We start from the raw sequence: 16,584 nt of genomic DNA, 5'->3' as shown, positions 1-16,584 counted from the left end.
CTGCCGGAAAGATTGCAATGGCCTCTATTTTCAATGATTTACTGACCACGCCCGCCCATGCCCAGGCTGCGGGTGGCGGCCTGCTGAGTGGTGATGGCATCATGGCGGTGCTGCCCTATGTGGCCATGTTCGGCATTTTCTATTTCCTGCTCATCCGCCCGCAGCAGGTCAAGCAGAAGCAGTTGCGCAACCAGCTTTCCGCGCTGCGCCGGGGCGACCGGGTGCTGACGGCGGGCGGCATCATCGGCGTGGTGCAGAAGGTTACGGCGGAGTCGAACGAGGTCGAGGTCGAGATCGCGCAGGGCGTGCGCGTCAGCGTGCTGCGCGACACCATCAGCTCGGTCATTACCAGCGCTGCCACCCCCGCCAATGACAGCACGCCAGAAAAGGCGGCCAAAAAGGGCTGATCGCACCCCACGCGACCATGTTCGCCCCCGCGTGGGGCGAACTTCCCCCTGTCTGCATCGTTGCTGCTGTCAACAGCAGGAGCAGGCAGGATGCACAGGCAGCCCGGTATCGCGCAGACAGGCCAGCCCGCAGGCTCCCACCATCCCCCGGCCATACGTGGCCGCGCGGGGCTGATCGGGGGGCTGGCAGCCCTTTCAGGCATTCTGTTCGGGCTGGATACGGGGGTCATGTCCGGCGCGCTCGACCTGATCGCGCAGGAATTCACCCTGTCGGACCTGCAGCGCGAATCGATCGTGGCCATCATGCTGCTTGGTGCCGCCCTTGGCGTGGTGGCCGCCGCATGGCTCTCGCACACATGGGGGCGCAAGCGCACGCTGGTGCTTACGGCGGGGCTGTTCGTGATCGGCCCGCTGCTCTGTGCCGAGGCGTCATCGTTCGGCACGCTTCTGTTCGCCCGCCTGCTGCTTGGCGTGGCCACGGGGGCCACCACGTTCACCACCCCGCTCTATATTGCCGAGATTGCCGATTCCGGCCGCCGGGGCACGATGATCCTGGGCTATCAGCTCATGATCTCGTGCGGGTTGCTCGCGGCCTACGTGTCGGATGGGCTGTTTTCCTATTTTGGCGTGTGGCGATGGATGCTGGGCATCGTGGGGTTTCCGGGGCTTGTGTTCATGATGGGGGTCATGTTCCTGCCGCCCAGCCCGCGCTGGCTGCTGGCCCAGGGGCGCGAGCGTGACGCGCGGCGCGTGCTGATCGAGCTGCGCGGCCTGCCCCGGCTGGTCATGGCCGAGCGCAACGCCATCATGGCCCGGCTGGCGGCACGCAAGGACGGCATCGGCAATTTCATGAACGACCCCAACTGCCGCCGCGCCATGTGGCTGGCAGTGGGCCTGCAGGTGGCGCAGCAGTTCTCGGGCATCAACGCGGTGCTGTACTACGCGCCCTACATCATCGGGCTGGTGGGCTACAGCCATTACGTGCAGGTGTGGGGGCCGGTGGGGGTGGGGGTGATCAACCTGCTTTCAACCTTTGTGGCGACGTTCTGGGTGGACCGGATCGGGCGCAGGCCCATGCTGATTGGCGGATTCGCGGTCATGGCGCTGGCCATGGCGGGGCAGGCCATGATCCTGGCAGGCGGCGTGCCGCCCATGCCGGGGCTGCGGCTGCTGATGGGGGCGTGCATGCTGGTGTTTGTCGCGGCCTTCGCGTTCTCGGCCGGGCCACTGGCGTGGCTGCTCTGCGCCGAGATCCTGCCGCTGCGCGGGCGCGAGTTCGGCATGGCGTGCTCCACCTGCGCCAACTGGATCGCCAACATGGTGGTCAGCGCCACGTTCCTGACCGGGCTCGAGGTGCTGGGGGCGGGGCGGGTGCTGTGGGTCTATGCGGCGCTCAACGTGGCGTTCATGGCCATGGTGGCGCTGCGCGTGCCCGAGACGCGGGGCATGACGCTGGAACAGATCGAGGCGGAACTCATGCGCGGCACGAAGCTGCGTGCGCTGGGATGCAATGCCCCGCCCGAAAAGCACTAGGGCAGATCCGGTTTGAATGGACACATTCGAACTGGTGAAATTGCCCTGGACGCAAAAAACCCGACGCGAGGCCGGGTTTTCCGTAGTCCGGGCCGCAGGGCCAGATCAGGCGGACTGGAGCTGTGCCTCGGCAAACTCGTAGTTGGCGAGCTGGTCGAGGTAGTTGACGATGTAGTCGGGGCGACGGTTGCGGAAGTCGAGGTAGTAGGAGTGCTCCCACACATCGAGGCCGAGCAGCACCTTGCCCTGGCCTTCGGCCAGCGGGTTGGAGCCGTTGGCGGTCTTGGTCACCTTCAGCTTGCCGTCGGAACCCAGAACCAGCCATGCCCAGCCCGAGCCGAACTGCGAGGCGGCAGCGGCCTTGAAGTCAGCCTTGAACTTCTCGATGCTGCCCAGATCCTCAACGATCTTCTTGCTCAGGGAATCGGGGATCACGCCGCCCTTGGGCGCCAGGTTCTGCCAGAACAGGATGTGGTTCCAGTGCTGTCCCGCATTGTTGAACACGGGGGCGAGGTCGGGCTTGCCCTTGACCATGAGGATGATTTCCTCAAGCGACTTGCCCTGCAGTTCCGGCTTGGATTCGACAAACCCGTTCAGCGCCGTCACATAGGCCTGATGGTGCTTGTCGTGATGGAGTTCCAGCGTTTCCTGGCACATGCCACGGTTGGCAAGGGCATTGTAGGCGAAGGGAAGGGACGGCAATTCGAAAGCCATGAACATTCTCCTGGGAATTGCAAGGGGCGGCACGCGGCCGCCATACCAAGATTGCTATGGGGGCGGGCCCGGTGCGTCAAGTGACGGACATATGAACGAACGCCTCCCATGCCTTCGGAACCAAACGCCATGACCGGTCCGATGGATGCATCTCCTGTCGTGCACGATGGCGTGTCCATGCTGCGCGCCGCCCGCGCGGCGGACCCGGACCGCTTCTTCTGCGCGCTGTTCCTGCCCGCTCCGGCCCGCGCGGCGGCGATGGTGCTGATCGCCTTCAACCATGAATGCGTGCGCGCCGTGGCCACGCCTGCCTCATGGGCGGTGGCGGGGCCGATGGCGGGGCTGATCCGCCTGCAATGGTGGCGCGACGTGGTGGAAAGCGGCAACGCCCAGCGCCACGACACCGCCCGCGCCCTGCTTGGCCTGCTGGCGGGGGGGCAGGTGCGGCGCGATACGATCGAGGCCATCATCACGGCGCGCGAGGATGAACTGGACGGCCTGCCTGAGCGCGCATGCTGGCGGGCCGCCATGCTGGCGGGCGCGGGGGGCATGCAGGTGGCCATGGCAATGGCCGCGGGCGTTGAGGATGGCCCGGTGCTGGAGCGGGTGCGCCTGTATGGCGGGGTGTACGGGGTGGGCGCGCTGGTGCGCTACCTGCCAGCCGTGCTGGCCGCAGGTCGCTGCCCGCTACCTGACGACATGCTGGCTGATGCGGGCCTGACGCGTGAGGGGCTGCGCACGGGGCAGGCAGGCCCCGGCCAGATCGAAACCCTGCGTATGGAATTGCGCCAGCAGGGGCAGGACTGGCTGGCGCAGGCGCGCGCGGGTGGCCGCCTGCCGCGCCCGGCGCTTGCCGCAAGCCTGCCTGCGGCCCTCGGCCTGCGCGACATGAAAGCCCGCGCCGTGCCAGCAAGCCCGCCGCCGCGTGGGTTGGGCGACAGGCTGGCCGTCATGGCCGCGATGGCGCGCGGGCGGATATGAAACCCGGTCAGACAAAAGTTTTTGGCGAAGCTTTTTTCAAAAAGCTTTGGACGACATCGCCTTTTTGGAAAAAGGGCGACACCCGGAAACTTTTGACACCGGCAGTCTTCCTCAGGGCGTGTTGGCCACCATGGATTCCATTACCGCAAACAGGGCGGAATAATCCTCGTTGGGGTAACGCCTGCGGGTGAGCGACAGGCTCTGGGTGGCGGCGGCCATGGCGGGGAGCGGGGCCAACTGCCGGGCGCCGTCGGTCAGCAGCAGGCGCATGTCCTTCTGCATGAGGCGGGTGGGGAATTGCGGGCTGAAATCACCTGCCTTCGCAGCCTTGAGCTTGCGCTTGTGGTGCGGCGAGATGACCGGCACCGCATCAAGCGCGTCATACAGCATGTCGCGCTCCAGCCCGGATGCCAGGCCATAGGTCACGCCTTCGGCCACCACGGCCAGCGTGGCGCCCATGATGCCGTTGATGACGAGCTTGAGCCTGGAGCCGCTGCCCGCGGGGCCGGCATGGATGGTCAGGCGGCCCATGGCGTCAAACATCGGCTGGGCGCGGCTGATCGCCTCCGCCGTGCCACCGGCGAGGATGACCAGATTGCCCGATTCCGCCTCCGGCGTGCTGCCCGCCACGGGCGCGTCGATCACGGTCAGCCCCAGCGCCTTGCCCTGTTCGGCCAGGGCCACGGAAGTCTCGGGGGCGACGGTGCTGGTATTGATCAGCAGGCTGCCGGGCTTCATGCCTGCCAGCGCGCCCTCCGCGCCCTGCAGCGAGGCTTCGAGTGCCTCGTCATCGGGTACGCACACGATCACGACATCCGCCTCCTGCGCCAGGGCGCGCGGCGTGGACACGAAGCGCGTGCTGCCATCGCCCCCCTTGCCTGATGGGGTATAGGCCACGAGCCTGTAGCCCGCCTTGGCCAGATTGGCCCCCATGCGCGACGCCATGGCGCCAAAGCCGATAAAACCGATCAGGGAAGCGGTGGACATGAATGGTCTCCTTGATGATGGCGGGCGCCGTTCAGGCCCGTGCCCGTATTCCGCCCCAGCATGCATGAGGGGCAGGTGACCTGTCACGGGGGGAACTGTGGAAGTGCCGTGCTTGTGGTGCGGCCCATCGGGCGGTTTTACAGGCCTGAATAATGGCGCGTGCGGAGGCGTGCCCGCAGGGCGGAGCGGCCAGCGTTCGCATCCGTGCCTGTTGGTGCCTCGCATAAAGATGATGGCGGGTGGATACGGGGGGCTGTGGCATCAGGGGAGCAGGCCCTGCCCGCAACCCGAAAGAAGGCCCGAAAGAAGCCATGATGCGTAGCCTGCATTTTTTTGATGATCTGGCCCACACCCTGTCCGGCCATGCCCCCATGCGGCTGGGCGTGGTCTATCCGTGCAGCCTGCCCGCCATTGAAGCTGCCGCCGAGGTGGCGCGTAACAATCTGGCCCAGCCGGTGCTGATTGGCCCGGAGGGGCATATCCGGCAACTGGCCAGCACATCGGGCGTGTCGCTTGCGGGGTGCACCTTCATCGACCTGCCCACGGCGGAGGAAGCCGCCCGTCACGGCGTGCGCATGGCAGGCGATGGCGAGGTGGCGGCGTTGATGAAGGGCTCGCTGCATTCGCGCATCTTTCTGCACGAGCTTGGCCACCATGAGGGCGGGCTGCGCACGGCGAGGCGCATGAGCCATGTCTATGTGCTCGATGCCCCGCAGGCCCCGCGCGTGCTGCTTGTCAGCGATGGCGCGGTCAATATTGCGCCCGACCTCGAATCCCGGCGCGACATCGTGCAGAACAGCATCGACCTTGCGCACATGCTGGGCATGGCGCAGCCGAAGGTGGCGCTGCTCTCGGCGGTGGAGATGGTCAACCCCGCACTCCCTTCCACGCTCGATGCGGCGGTGCTGTGCAAGATGGCCGAACGCGGGCAGATCACGGGTGCCGTGATGGACGGGCCGCTGGCGCTGGACAATGCCGTCAGCCCCGAGGCGGCGCGCTGCAAGGGCGTGGTCTCGCCGGTTGCGGGGCAGGCGGATATTCTGGTGGTGCCCGATCTTGAGGCAGGCAACATCCTGGCCAAGCAGATGACCTTCATCGGGCAGGCGCGGGCGGCGGGCATTGTCATGGGCATGCGCGTGCCGGTCATCCTGACCAGCCGGGCCGACCCGGTGGCGGTGCGCGTGCTGTCATGCATGGTGGCGGCGGTTATGATCCGCCACGGCTATGGCGGGACTCCGGCCACCTGCATGGACCAGTGCGGATGACGCCGCGCCGCGATGCGTGTAGGGAAGGCCGGCGCCTGCGCGCGGGCCGGTTTTTTGCCCGCGCGGGGGCGAACGGGCAGGGGCCATTGGGGCATGAATATGGCGTCCTCGCGTAGAGATGATGCAGCGCCCCGGCGCACATGGTGGCAAGGAAAGGGCTGACAGTCCGGTTGCCCATGGCGCATGGGGCCGGCGCGCCGGGTGCCACCGGCGCCGACATGAATGTAATCAGGCCGGGTGTCCCGCGCCGCCGGGCGGGCTGCCCGGTCCAGCCGATGAACAGTCACGCAGCGGGTTTCCGATGCCGATCCGGAGAATGCCATGACCTCGAATCCCTCATCCGCCACCACGTACGATGTGGTCCTGATTGGTGGCGGCATCATGAGTGCAACGCTCGGCGCCCTGCTGCGCCAGCTTGAGCCCGGCCTGTCCATCGCCCTGTTCGGGCGGCTTGATGACGTGGCGCTGGAAAGCTCGAATGGCTGGAACAACGCGGGCACCGGCCATTCGGCCCTGTGCGAGCTGAACTACACCCCCCTGCGCCCCGATGGCACGGTGGATATTTCCAAGGCCGTGAACGTGAACGAGGCCTTTCAGGTTTCGCGCCAGTTCTGGTCCTACCTTGTCGAGACCGGGCAGATCGCCTCCCCTCGTGATTTCCTCAACCCCATTCCGCATATGAGCTTTGTGTGGGGGGCGGAGAATGTTGATTTCCTGCGCCGCCGTTACGCGGCCCTGCAGCAGCACCCGCTGTTCGAGGGCATGTCGTTCACCACCGATGAAGGCCAGATGCGGCAGTGGATGCCGCTGGTCATGCAGGACCGCGCGCCCGGCCAGCCTCTGGCCGCAACCTGGCACCCTGCGGGCACGGACGTGAATTTTGGCGCGCTGACGCACCGGTTGATCGACCTGCTGGCCAGCAAGCCCGGCTTTGACCTCAACCTTGCCCATGAGGTCGAGGATCTCACCCCCACGGGCGACGGGCAGTGGGATGTCGCGGTCCGTGCCGTGCATGGCGGGGGCGAGCGCAGGGTGCGCGCCAAATTCGTATTTGTTGGCGCAGGTGGCGGAGCGCTGCACCTGCTCCAGAAAAGCGGCATCCCCGAAGCCCGTGGCATTGGCGGCTTTCCCGTCAGCGGGCAGTTCCTGCGCTGCACCAACCCCGATGTGGTGAGCCAGCACCATGCCAAGGTGTATGGCAAGGCCTCGGTCGGTGCGCCGCCCATGTCGGTGCCGCATCTTGATACCCGTGTGATCGATGGCAGGCAGGGCCTGCTGTTTGGCCCCTATGCCGGGTTCTCGACCAAGTTCCTCAAGCAGGGGTCATGGCTCGACCTGCCGCGCTCCATCCGCATGGACAATATCGGGGCGATGATGGCGGTCGCGCGCGACAACATGCCGCTGACCAAATACCTGATCCAGCAGGTCATGCAGTCCAACGAGGACCGGCTCAAGGCGCTGCGCGACTTCGTGCCCACCGCCCGCAAGGAGGACTGGGAACTGATTACCGCAGGCCAGCGCGTGCAGGTGATCAAGAAGGACGCCAAGAAGGGCGGCGTGCTGCAGTTCGGCACGGAGGTCGTGACCGGCGGCGGCGGTTCCATCGCGGGGCTGCTTGGGGCCTCGCCCGGCGCCTCCACCGCAGCGCCCATCATGCTCACCGTGCTTCAGCGCTGCTTTGCCGACCGCCTGCCCCAATGGGAGGCGCGGCTGCGCGAGATGGTGCCTTCCTATGGCACCAGGCTGGGGCAGGATGCGGCCCTGTGCGCACAGGTGCGCGAGCGCACCCGCACTGCCCTGCAACTTGATGGCTGAGGGCGGAGATCGTGTCCTGAAATTATAAAAGTTTTTGGTGAAGCTTTTTTCAAAAGCTTCGAAAAACGACCCCAAAAACTTTTATTCTTTATTTATCAATCATTTGTATTGAAAACCCCGCCCGGACCAAGGCCCGGGCGGGGTTTTTGTATCAGTCGCCGTCCTGCTCGCTCATCTGGTCCGCCGGGTGGCGCACCGGCGGGGGGGCGTTGTGGCGGGGCGGGCGGTTTTCAAGATGGCGGCGCATGAAGTGGGTGGCGATGTCGGCCAGTTCAACAAACTGGTCGGCCTGGCGGCGCAGTTCATCGCCAATCAGCGGCGGCGTGGTCTTGATCGAGCCAACCACCGTGGTGCGCACGCCCTGGCGCTGTACGGATTCAAGCAGGCGGCGGAAGTCGGAATCACCACTGAACAGCACGGCATGGTCGATGCGCGGCGCCATTTCCATCATGTCCACCGCGAGTTCCACATCCATGTTGCCACGCACGCGGCGGCGGCCGTTATGGTCGATGAACTCGCGCGCGTTCTTGGTCACGAGGGAGTAGCCGTTATAGACGAGCCAGTCCGTCAGGGGCTTGAGGGGGGAGTATTCCTCGGTGTCGAGCACGGCGGAATAATAATAGGCCCGCAATACGTTTGACTTCGAACGGAAGAATTGCAGCAGCTTGCGGTAATCAACCTCGAAACCAAGGTTACGTGATGCGGAATACAGGCTGGTGCCATCAATAAAAAGGCAGAGCCGTTCCTCGGGTTGAAAAAACATTTGTGTTCAGTCCCTGAAACAAGAAAGTGAATATGTTGCGATCGTGTTAAATTTCGACTGGCATGTATTTTATTACGATAGGCAAGTTGTGTGTCAGCAATCGGTCCAGTTATATAGAAGCGTATATCCTCACAGAAGTTCCCTGACGAGCGGATTACTCACCGATCGCAGGCTACCGGACCATAGTTTCTCGATGAACATGCCGCAATCCATCTCCTGCATCTCAGACACCTTTATTGCGGTGGGCGCCAATCTGCCGCGCGAAAGTGGTGAAACTGCGGCCATGACCTGCCTGTGGGCAGTGGAAGAACTCGCCCGCATTCCCGGCCTTTCGGTGGTGGGCGTCTCGGCATGGTACGAGAGCGCGCCGGTGCCCCCCTCGGGCCAGCCGCCCTACGTGAACGGAGTCGTGCGTATGGCGGGCGATGCCGACCCGGCCTGGCTGCTAGGCCAGTTGCATGCCATCGAGGCCGCGGCCGGGCGCAGGCGCACGGTAGCCAACGCCGCCCGCCCGCTTGATCTTGACATCATCTCCATGGGCACGCTGGTGCGCGCGGCGCCTGACCCCATCGTGCCGCACCCGCGGGCGACGCAGCGCGCCTTCGTGCTGCTGCCGCTGCGCGATGTCATGCCCGACTGGCGCGACCCGGTGACAGGGCAGGGAATTGACGCCTTCCTGCCCGGTGTCGCGGGGCAGGCCATCAGCCGCATGGCGGGGCCAGAGGGCGCATAAGGCTTGCATCACGACAGACGGGGGCGTAATAAGGTAAATTCTTATCAACACACCTATTTAACAACCGGAGTTCAGGCCTGATGGCACGCGTCACTGTCGAGGACTGCGTTGAGCGGGTTCCCAATCGTTTTGAACTGGTGCTGCTCGCGGCCCAGCGCGCCCGCGCCCTGTCGCGCGGCGAGGAAATGACGATTGACCGCGATAACGACAAGAACCCCGTTGTCGCCCTGCGCGAGATCGCGGACCAGACCATTAACCTCGAGCAGATTCGCAGCGACCTCGTGCGCTCGCTCGCCCGCGCGCCCGAGCCCGAGCCTGCCGATGAGGAAGTGGTCGACCTGATCCCGACCGAGCAGAACATCTTCGGCCTGCAGGATGTCTCGGCCGAGGAAGAAGCCCGTCATTCCACTGGCGGCATGTCGGCTGAAGAACTCGAGGCATCGGTTGAGTCGGCCCTGAGCGGACGGAATCGTTAATTCCTGACGAAAGGGTCGAAGGTGACTGACCCGACCGGATCGGAAACCACATCTTCCTCCCTGCCCGTGCCTGCCACGGGTGGCGTGGCCGCACCTGCGGCCACCCTTCCCGCCCGGCAAGGGGGTGGGGAACGCACCCTGTCATGCGAGGGGCTGATCCGGCGCATCCATGCGTATGACCCCACCGCCGATGCGGACCTGATCCGCCGGGCCTTTGCCGTGGCCTCCGCCGCCCATGCGGGCCAGGCGCGCGATAACGGCGACCCCTACATCACCCACCCGCTGGCCGTGGCCAACATCCTGGCGGGCTTCCATCTCGATACTGCCTCGATCGTGACAGCGCTCCTGCACGATACGGTGGAAGATACCGGGGTGACCCAGAAGCAGTTGCGCGAACAGTTTGGCGATACGGTTGCCGAGCTTGTCGATGGCGTGACCAAGCTCACCCGGCTCGAACTCCAGTCCGACCGCACCAAGCAGGCGGAAAATTTCCGCAAGCTCGTGCTGGCCATGTCGCGCGACATCCGCGTGCTGCTCGTCAAGCTCGCCGACCGGCTGCACAACATGCGCACGCTGCATTACGTGCAGCGCATCGACCGCAGGCAGCGCATCGCGCGCGAGACGATGGAGATCTACGCCCCCCTTGCCGGCCGTATCGGCATGGACAAGGTCAAGGTCGAACTCCAGAACCTGTCATTCGCCGCCCTCGAGCCTGAGGCGATGGCGACCATCCGCGCACGCCTCAACTACCTGCGCGGGCAGGGCGCGGATGTGATCGAGGAGATCCGCCGCGAACTCCAGGCCCTGTGCATTGATGCCGGGCTGGAGGGCGTGGAGGTGACGGGGCGCGAAAAGACGCCCTATTCCATCTGGGAAAAGATGCAGCGGCGCAATGTCGCCTTCGAGCAGCTTTCCGACATCATGGCCTTCCGCATCATCGTGCCCTCGCGTGAGGCGTGCTACATCGCGCTTGGCGCGGTGCATGCCGCCTATCCGGTCATTGCCGGGCGGTTCAAGGACTATATTTCCACGCCCAAGGCCAACGGCTACCAGAGCCTGCATACCGGGGTCACGCTGCGCCACCCGCGCAACCAGAAGATCGAGGTGCAGATCCGCACGGCGGAAATGCACGACGTGGCCGAAAACGGCGTGGCCTCGCACTGGCTGTACAAGCAGCTGCCCGATGTGGCGGCCAAGGGTGCGACCAAGGGCGTGGTCTCGGGCCTGCGCTGGGTGCAGGATCTGCTCGATATCCTTGAGGATTCATCGGCCCCCGATGAGTTTCTCGAGAACACCAAGCTCGAACTCTATCAGGATCAGGTCTTCTGCTTCACGCCCAAGGGGCAGCTTATCTCGCTGCCACGCGGGGCGACGCCGGTTGATTTTGCCTATGCCGTGCACAGCCAGGTGGGCGATACCTGCGTGGGCGCGCGCATCAATGGCCGCCTGATGCCGCTGCGCCACGAGTTGCAGAATGGCGATCAGGTCGAGATCATGACCGCGCGCGGCGGCACGCCCTCGCCCTCATGGGAACGGTTTGTTGCCACCGGCAAGGCGCGGGCGCGCATTCGCCGCCATGTGGCGCTGCAGCAGCGCGAGGCCCATCTGGAAAGCGGGCGCGTGGCGCTGGCCAAGGCTTTCCGGCAGGAGGGCGTTGACGGCTCGGAAAAGGTGCTCGACAGCCTGCTCAAGGACCTGCGCCTGCAAAGCGTTGCCGACCTGTACGTGGCCGTGGGCAATGGCAACCAGTCCGCGCGTGAGGTGGTGCAGCTTGCCTACCCCGAACTGCGCCGCGCTCCGCGCGCGCCGCGCATGGTGCCGGGCCTGTCCATGCGCGCCCCTGCCGGCGGCGCGCTGGGTGGTGGCATTCCGGGGCGGCGCAAGCCGGCTGCGGGCGGCATGGCGCTTGCGGGCGTGGGCGCTGGTATGGCGGTGCATTTTGCCGGGTGCTGCCACCCGCTGCCCGGCGACCGGATCGTGGGCATCGTCTCCACCGGCAAGGGCATCACGGTGCATACGCTGGGCTGCCAGACGCTGGAAACCTTTGCCGCCACCCCCGAGCGGTTCATGGACCTCGACTGGGATTACGACCTGATTGCCCGCAACGCCACCGGCCACCATACCGGGCGGCTGAGCGTGGTCACCGCCAACGAGCCTGCCATGCTGGCCACGCTGACCAATATCGCCGCCAAGCATGAGGGCGTGATGATGAACCTGCGCATCGTCAACCGCCAGCTTGAATTCATGGAGATCCTTGCCGATATCGAGGTGCGCGACCTGCGGCACCTGACCGCCATCATGGTGGCGCTGCGGGCTGCCAAGGGCGTGGTGCAGGTTGAGCGGGCAAGGGGGTAGCAGACCATGCTGATCGGCATCGGTTCGGATCTGTGCGATGCGCGGCGGATCGAGACGGTCCTTGCCCGGCACGGTACGCGCTTCATCAACCGCGTGTTCACCGCGCGCGAGCAGCAGGCTGCCGCGCGCAGGCAGGGCAATGCACGGCTGGGCACCTATGCCAAGCGCTGGGCGGCGAAGGAAGCCTGCGCCAAGGCGCTGGGCACCGGCTTCGCCCGGGGCGTGTTCCATAGCGACCTTGGGGTGGAGAACCTGCCCGGTGGGCAGCCGGTCATGCGGCTTTCGGGCGGGGCGCAGGCGCGGCTGGAGAGCCTGCTGCCCGCGGGTCACGAAGCGCGCATATTCCTGACCATGACCGACGAGCACCCTTACGCCTTTGCCCAGGTCATGATCATGGCGGAGAAGGTGGCCACGGCCTGATGCCCTTCACGCTGCCCTTGGGCAATGCTTGACAGGCAGGGCGTGCGTGGGCTTGATCCGCACGTTATTCGTCCGGCGCAGCCTGTCCGGTCGATGCCAGAGCCGGATTGAAGATACAGACATGCCAATGGACGATAACAAGACAATTCTCTCGCAGGCCACGCCCGAGCGCCGCTCCGGCGGGCTACTCGAACTCGTGCGCACCGTGGCCATAGCAGGCGTGCTGGCCCTGAGCGTGCGCACGGTGCTGTTCGAGCCGTTCAACATTCCATCCGGCTCCATGATCCCGACGCTGCAGGTGGGTGATTACGTGTGGGTGGCCAAATACAGCTATGGCTACTCGCATTTCGCGCTGCCCGGCGCGCCCAACCTGTTCGAGGGACGGATTTTCAACAGCATGCCCCATCGCGGCGACGTGGCGGTCTTCCGCTTCACCAAGGATACCTCGATCGACTACATCAAGCGCATCGTGGGCCTGCCGGGTGATACGGTGCAGATGCGCGAGGGCAAGCTCTACCTCAACGGCATCGAAGTGCCCCGCGAGGCTGAAGGCGATTATGCCGCCATCGACGAGCACCGCACCCGCATGGAAGGCGACCGCTACCGCGAGATACTGCCCGGCAGCGGCGGCCACGGCCCCGTGGCGCATGATATCCTGAAGCTGACCGATGAGGGCGGCAAGAACGACACGCCGGAATATGTCGTGCCGCCGGGCTACTTCTTCGCCATGGGCGACAACCGCGACGACAGCGCCGACAGCCGCTTCATGGGCGATGAGCCGCAGGATCTCGGCTTCGTGCCGATGGAGAACCTGGTGGGGCAGGCGAAGTGGATCTTCATGTCTGTCGATAACGCGCACCCGTTCTGGCAGGTGTGGTACTGGCCCGCCGAGATCCGCTGGGGCCGCCTGTTCATGGGAGTGCACTGATCATGGAGGCCGAGCGCGTTCCCGCGGCCGAGATCAGGCGGCTGGAGGCGTGCCTGGACTATCACTTCGCCCGCCCCGAGCTTTTGCTGCGCGCGCTCACGCATCGCTCGGCAGCGCATGAGCGCAGCGGCAACCGCCGCACGCGCCTCAGCGTGGCCAGGCGCGGGGCAGGGTCGAACGAGCGCCTTGAATTCATCGGCGACCGGGTGCTTGGCCTCGTCATGGCCGAATGGCTGATCGAGCGCTTTCCCGATGAGCAGGAAGGCGCCCTTGGCCCACGGCATGCCCATCTGGTTTCGCGCACGGTGCTGGCGCAGGTGGCCCATGAAATGGGGCTGCAATCGGCGCTTGACGTAGCCGAGCATGAAGCGCGCGCAGGCGTGCGGCAGATGGCCACCGTGCTGGCCGATGCGGTCGAGGCGGTGCTTGGTGCCATGTATCTTGATGGCGGGCTTGATCCGGCCCGCGCCTTCGTGCGGCGCATGTGGCGCGAGGCCATCACGGCCCAGGCCCGCCCGCCCAAGGACCCCAAGACAGCCTTGCAGGAATGGGTGCTCGGGCGCGGGCTGCCGCTGCCGCAGTACCGTGTCGTCTCATCGGACGGCCCATCGCACGCGCCGCGTTTTGTCATTGCGGTTGATGCGCAGGGCAAGACCGGCCAGGGCATTGCGGGTAGTAAGCGCGCGGCTGAAAGCGATGCCGCATCGGACCTGCTGCGCCAGTTGGGCGTGGACAGCCAGGCCGCCACCACCACGAACCGTAAAGGGCAGGGACAATGACCGGCCAGGATACTGATCATACGACACGCTGCGGTTTCGTGGCCATTGTGGGCGCGCCCAACGCGGGCAAGTCCACGCTGCTCAACCGCATGGCGGGCACCAAGCTGTCCATCGTCAGCCCCAAGGCGCAGACCACGCGCTTTCGGGTGCTGGGCATTCTCATGCGCGGCACCACCCAGATGCTGCTTGTCGATACGCCGGGCATCTTCCAGCCCAAGCGCAAGCTCGACCGCGCCATGGTCGCCGCCGCCTGGACCGGCTCGGAAGATGCGGACATCACCCTGCTCATCGTCGATGCCCGCGCAGGCATGACCGATGCACTGCGCGCCATAGCCGAGCGGCTTGCCGAACAGAAGCGCAGGCTGTGGCTGGTGCTCAACAAGACCGACCTCGTCAGGCGCGACATGCTGCTGCCGCTCACGGCGCAGATTTCCGCCATCCTGCCCGTCGAGCATGTGTTCATGGTCAGCGCGCGCTCGGGCGAGGGGGTGGACGACCTGCTCGACCGGATCGCCGCCGAGCTGCCCGAAAGCCCCTATCTCTACCCCGAGGATGACCTGACCGACCTGCCCGACCGCCTGCTGGCCGCCGAGATGGTGCGCGAGCAGGTATTCTTGCAGACCCATCAGGAAGTGCCCTATGCCGCCACGGCGGAGACGGAAAGCTTTGAGGAACGCCCGGACGGCTCGGTGCGCATCGAGGTCACGATCTATGTCACGCGCGCTTCGCACAAGGCGATCCTGATTGGCGACAGGGGCAGCCGGATTCGCGCCATTGGCGAGAAGGCGCGGCGCGAACTTGGCCGCCTTCTGGGCCGTAACTGCCACCTTTTCCTCAATGTGAAGGAACGCGCGGGATGGGACGAGGAGCGCGCCCGCCTGCGTGCCATCGGCCTGGATGACATTTCCTGAATCCTCAAAAGAGCGGCATCATCGGCTTGTGGGGGGGGGCATCCGTCTATATGACAGGGCATGGCCGGGCGGCCTGCCCGTCCCTAGCCCTGTTTGCCTGACCTGTTCCGAGGCCCAATGACCCAGCCCGTCAAAACCCCCGCTCCGTCATACAAGCGTGTTCTGCTCAAGGTGTCAGGCGAGGCCCTGATGGGGAGCGGGTCTTACGGCGTTGACCCGGCAACGGTTGACGCCATTGCGGTTGACGTGGCGGCCGTGGCGCGGACCGGGGTCGAGGTGTGCCTTGTCATCGGCGGCGGCAACATCTTCCGTGGGGTTGCGGCGGCGGCGCGGGGCATGGACCGCGCACAGGGCGATTACGCCGGCATGCTGGCCACCGTGATCAACGCGCTGCTCATGCAGAACTCGCTCGAGCGCCACGGCGTGCCCACGCGGGTCATGACGGCCATCCACATGTCTTCCATCGCCGAGCCCTATATCCGCCGTCGCGCCGTGCGGCACATGGAAAAGGGGCGGGTGGTGATCTTCGCCGCAGGTACCGGCAACCCGTTCTTCACCACCGATACGGGTGCTGCGCTGCGCGCGGCCGAAATGGAATGCGACGCCCTGTTCAAGGGCACGCAGGTTGATGGCGTGTATTCCGCCGACCCGCGCAAGCACCCCGATGCCACGCGGTATGACACGCTGACCTACCGCGATGTGCTGGCCAATGACCTCAATGTCATGGATGCCGCCGCCATCAGCCTGGCGCGCGAGAACCGCCTGCCCATCGTGGTCTTCAACATTCACGGCCAGGAACCCTTCTCGCGCGTGATGCGGGGCGAGGGGCGTTTTACCACCATCGTGGCGGCGGACTGACGCACGCCGGATTGCCCGTGGCGCAAATGCGCCAGGCGATGGACTGATTATTAGGAGGAGGGCCACAGTGTCTGTCGATCAGAAAAGTTTGCTGGCGGATCTGACCCGCCGCATGGACGGCGCCATCGAAAGCCTGCGTCGTGATTTCGCGGGCCTGCGTTCAGGCCGCGCCAGCCCGGCCCTGCTTGAGCCGGTGCGGGTTGAAGCCTATGGCGGCGAAGTGCCGCTCACGCAGGTCGGCTCCATTGCCGTGCCCGAGGCGCGCATGCTGACCGTGCAGGTATGGGACCGCACGCTGGTGGGTGCTGTCGAGCGCGCGATCCGCGACGCCGGGCTGGGCCTGAACCCGGCGGCCGATGGCCAGACCGTGCGCGTGCCCATTCCGCAGTTGACGGAAGAGCGCCGCAACGAACTGGCCCGCGCCGCTGGCAAATATGCCGAGAACGGCAAGATTGCCGTGCGTGGCGTGCGCCGCGATGGCATGGACCAGACCAAGAAGCTGGAGAAGGCGGGCGACATCAGCGAGGACGACGTCAAGACATGGTCTGACGCGATTCAGAAGCTGACGGACCAGTATGTCAAGCGCGTGGACGACCTGCTGGTCGAGAAAGAACGCGAGATCAAGCAGGTCTGACCCGTCCGTGCATCCTGTCCCGCTT

Annotated in this window: 17 protein-coding genes; 14 read left to right on the top strand and 3 right to left on the bottom strand. The window is 65.6% G+C overall.

Going from position 1 to position 16,584, the window contains the following annotated elements:
• Positions 1–17 precede the first annotated feature (17 nt).
• Together yajC and QEG70_RS07120 are read left to right on the top strand one after the other, a co-directional pair.
• Entirely contained in the window at positions 18–407 is a 390-nt protein-coding gene (yajC, locus tag QEG70_RS07125) for a preprotein translocase subunit YajC (RefSeq protein WP_172159153.1), read from the top strand.
• Positions 408–497: 90 nt separating this feature from the next.
• The gene (locus QEG70_RS07120; RefSeq protein WP_308720023.1) at positions 498–1,940 is read left to right on the top strand and encodes a sugar porter family MFS transporter; all 1,443 of its coding nucleotides are present in this window, start codon (positions 498–500) and stop codon (positions 1,938–1,940) included.
• Between the two features lie 105 nt (positions 1,941–2,045).
• Here the strand turns inward: QEG70_RS07120 and QEG70_RS07115 are convergent, their stop codons facing one another.
• Complete coding sequence (locus tag QEG70_RS07115) at positions 2,046–2,654, bottom strand: superoxide dismutase (protein ID WP_110566925.1); 609 nt, start codon at positions 2,652–2,654, stop codon at positions 2,046–2,048.
• Positions 2,655–2,783: 129 nt separating this feature from the next.
• On the opposite strand from QEG70_RS07115, the gene QEG70_RS07110 reads away from it, so the two are divergent.
• Positions 2,784–3,635, top strand: coding sequence for a squalene/phytoene synthase family protein (locus QEG70_RS07110; protein ID WP_308720022.1), 852 nt, complete (start codon positions 2,784–2,786; stop codon positions 3,633–3,635).
• 111 nt (positions 3,636–3,746) lie between these two features.
• Here QEG70_RS07110 and QEG70_RS07105 read toward each other — a convergent pair whose 3' ends face one another.
• Positions 3,747–4,622, bottom strand: a complete 876-nt coding sequence (locus QEG70_RS07105; RefSeq protein ID WP_308720021.1) for an NAD(P)-dependent oxidoreductase — start codon at positions 4,620–4,622, stop codon at positions 3,747–3,749.
• Between the two features lie 311 nt (positions 4,623–4,933).
• Here QEG70_RS07105 and QEG70_RS07100 point away from each other — a divergent pair, with 311 nt between their 5' ends.
• Entirely contained in the window at positions 4,934–5,887 is a 954-nt protein-coding gene (locus QEG70_RS07100) for a bifunctional enoyl-CoA hydratase/phosphate acetyltransferase (RefSeq protein ID WP_308720020.1), read from the top strand.
• A gap of 321 nt (positions 5,888–6,208) precedes the next feature.
• Positions 6,209–7,702: a malate:quinone oxidoreductase gene (locus QEG70_RS07095; protein WP_308720019.1), complete on the top strand. Its 1,494-nt coding sequence runs from the start codon at positions 6,209–6,211 to the stop codon at positions 7,700–7,702.
• Positions 7,703–7,853: 151 nt separating this feature from the next.
• Here the strand turns inward: QEG70_RS07095 and QEG70_RS07090 are convergent, their stop codons facing one another.
• Positions 7,854–8,465, bottom strand: coding sequence for a LabA-like NYN domain-containing protein (locus tag QEG70_RS07090; RefSeq protein ID WP_061271569.1), 612 nt, complete (start codon positions 8,463–8,465; stop codon positions 7,854–7,856).
• Between the two features lie 193 nt (positions 8,466–8,658).
• Here QEG70_RS07090 and folK point away from each other — a divergent pair, with 193 nt between their 5' ends.
• The 9 genes from folK to frr all read left to right on the top strand — a co-directional run bounded on the left by folK (position 8,659) and on the right by frr (position 16,559).
• Positions 8,659–9,198, top strand: a complete 540-nt coding sequence (gene folK, locus QEG70_RS07085; protein WP_308720018.1) for a 2-amino-4-hydroxy-6-hydroxymethyldihydropteridine diphosphokinase — start codon at positions 8,659–8,661, stop codon at positions 9,196–9,198.
• An 80-nt stretch (positions 9,199–9,278) separates the two neighbouring features.
• On the top strand, positions 9,279–9,674 hold the full coding sequence (gene rpoZ / locus QEG70_RS07080) for a DNA-directed RNA polymerase subunit omega (protein ID WP_308720017.1): 396 nt from the start codon (positions 9,279–9,281) through the stop codon (positions 9,672–9,674).
• A 60-nt stretch (positions 9,675–9,734) separates the two neighbouring features.
• Positions 9,735–12,029 (top strand): RelA/SpoT family protein, encoded by a 2,295-nt coding sequence (locus tag QEG70_RS07075; protein ID WP_308720224.1) that lies wholly within the window; start codon positions 9,735–9,737, stop codon positions 12,027–12,029.
• A 6-nt stretch (positions 12,030–12,035) separates the two neighbouring features.
• Positions 12,036–12,449, top strand: coding sequence for a holo-ACP synthase (acpS, locus tag QEG70_RS07070; protein WP_308720016.1), 414 nt, complete (start codon positions 12,036–12,038; stop codon positions 12,447–12,449).
• A 127-nt stretch (positions 12,450–12,576) separates the two neighbouring features.
• Positions 12,577–13,377 (top strand): signal peptidase I, encoded by an 801-nt coding sequence (gene lepB, locus QEG70_RS07065; protein WP_308720223.1) that lies wholly within the window; start codon positions 12,577–12,579, stop codon positions 13,375–13,377.
• Positions 13,378–13,379: 2 nt separating this feature from the next.
• Complete coding sequence (gene rnc / locus QEG70_RS07060; protein WP_308720015.1) at positions 13,380–14,156, top strand: ribonuclease III; 777 nt, start codon at positions 13,380–13,382, stop codon at positions 14,154–14,156.
• A complete protein-coding gene (gene era, locus QEG70_RS07055; protein WP_308720014.1) occupies positions 14,153–15,067 on the top strand; it encodes a GTPase Era in 915 nt (304 codons plus the stop codon). Before rnc ends, era begins: the two co-directional genes overlap by 4 nt.
• A gap of 117 nt (positions 15,068–15,184) precedes the next feature.
• The gene (pyrH, locus tag QEG70_RS07050) at positions 15,185–15,925 is read left to right on the top strand and encodes a UMP kinase (protein ID WP_078526615.1); all 741 of its coding nucleotides are present in this window, start codon (positions 15,185–15,187) and stop codon (positions 15,923–15,925) included.
• Positions 15,926–15,992: 67 nt separating this feature from the next.
• The gene (gene frr, locus QEG70_RS07045) at positions 15,993–16,559 is read left to right on the top strand and encodes a ribosome recycling factor (protein WP_061271562.1); all 567 of its coding nucleotides are present in this window, start codon (positions 15,993–15,995) and stop codon (positions 16,557–16,559) included.
• Positions 16,560–16,584: the final 25 nt, after the last annotated feature.

Source organism: Komagataeibacter xylinus (assembly GCF_031081985.1).
In the GTDB taxonomy this organism is placed as follows: Bacteria; Pseudomonadota; Alphaproteobacteria; order Acetobacterales; family Acetobacteraceae; genus Komagataeibacter; species Komagataeibacter xylinus_E.
The sequence above is the reverse complement of the archived record's forward strand: the minus strand, read 5'-3'. Positions and strand labels throughout refer to the sequence as shown.

What these genes read in the sequence shown, in the direction of transcription:
- QEG70_RS07120 (WP_308720023.1), top strand. Translation starts at nt 498, where the DNA reads ATGCACAGGCAGCCCGGTATCGCGCAGACAGGCCAGCCCGCAGGCTCC.
- QEG70_RS07095 (WP_308720019.1), top strand. Translation starts at nt 6,209, where the DNA reads ATGACCTCGAATCCCTCATCCGCCACCACGTACGATGTGGTCCTGATT.
- QEG70_RS07115 (WP_110566925.1), bottom strand. Translation starts at nt 2,654, where the DNA reads ATGGCTTTCGAATTGCCGTCCCTTCCCTTCGCCTACAATGCCCTTGCC.
- rpoZ (WP_308720017.1), top strand. Translation starts at nt 9,279, where the DNA reads ATGGCACGCGTCACTGTCGAGGACTGCGTTGAGCGGGTTCCCAATCGT.
- QEG70_RS07100 (WP_308720020.1), top strand. Translation starts at nt 4,934, where the DNA reads ATGATGCGTAGCCTGCATTTTTTTGATGATCTGGCCCACACCCTGTCC.
- acpS (WP_308720016.1), top strand. Translation starts at nt 12,036, where the DNA reads ATGCTGATCGGCATCGGTTCGGATCTGTGCGATGCGCGGCGGATCGAG.
- QEG70_RS07090 (WP_061271569.1), bottom strand. Translation starts at nt 8,465, where the DNA reads ATGTTTTTTCAACCCGAGGAACGGCTCTGCCTTTTTATTGATGGCACC.
- lepB (WP_308720223.1), top strand. Translation starts at nt 12,577, where the DNA reads ATGGACGATAACAAGACAATTCTCTCGCAGGCCACGCCCGAGCGCCGC.
- pyrH (WP_078526615.1), top strand. Translation starts at nt 15,185, where the DNA reads ATGACCCAGCCCGTCAAAACCCCCGCTCCGTCATACAAGCGTGTTCTG.
- era (WP_308720014.1), top strand. Translation starts at nt 14,153, where the DNA reads ATGACCGGCCAGGATACTGATCATACGACACGCTGCGGTTTCGTGGCC.
- yajC (WP_172159153.1), top strand. Translation starts at nt 18, where the DNA reads ATGGCCTCTATTTTCAATGATTTACTGACCACGCCCGCCCATGCCCAG.
- QEG70_RS07105 (WP_308720021.1), bottom strand. Translation starts at nt 4,622, where the DNA reads ATGTCCACCGCTTCCCTGATCGGTTTTATCGGCTTTGGCGCCATGGCG.
- QEG70_RS07110 (WP_308720022.1), top strand. Translation starts at nt 2,784, where the DNA reads ATGACCGGTCCGATGGATGCATCTCCTGTCGTGCACGATGGCGTGTCC.
- rnc (WP_308720015.1), top strand. Translation starts at nt 13,380, where the DNA reads ATGGAGGCCGAGCGCGTTCCCGCGGCCGAGATCAGGCGGCTGGAGGCG.
- folK (WP_308720018.1), top strand. Translation starts at nt 8,659, where the DNA reads ATGAACATGCCGCAATCCATCTCCTGCATCTCAGACACCTTTATTGCG.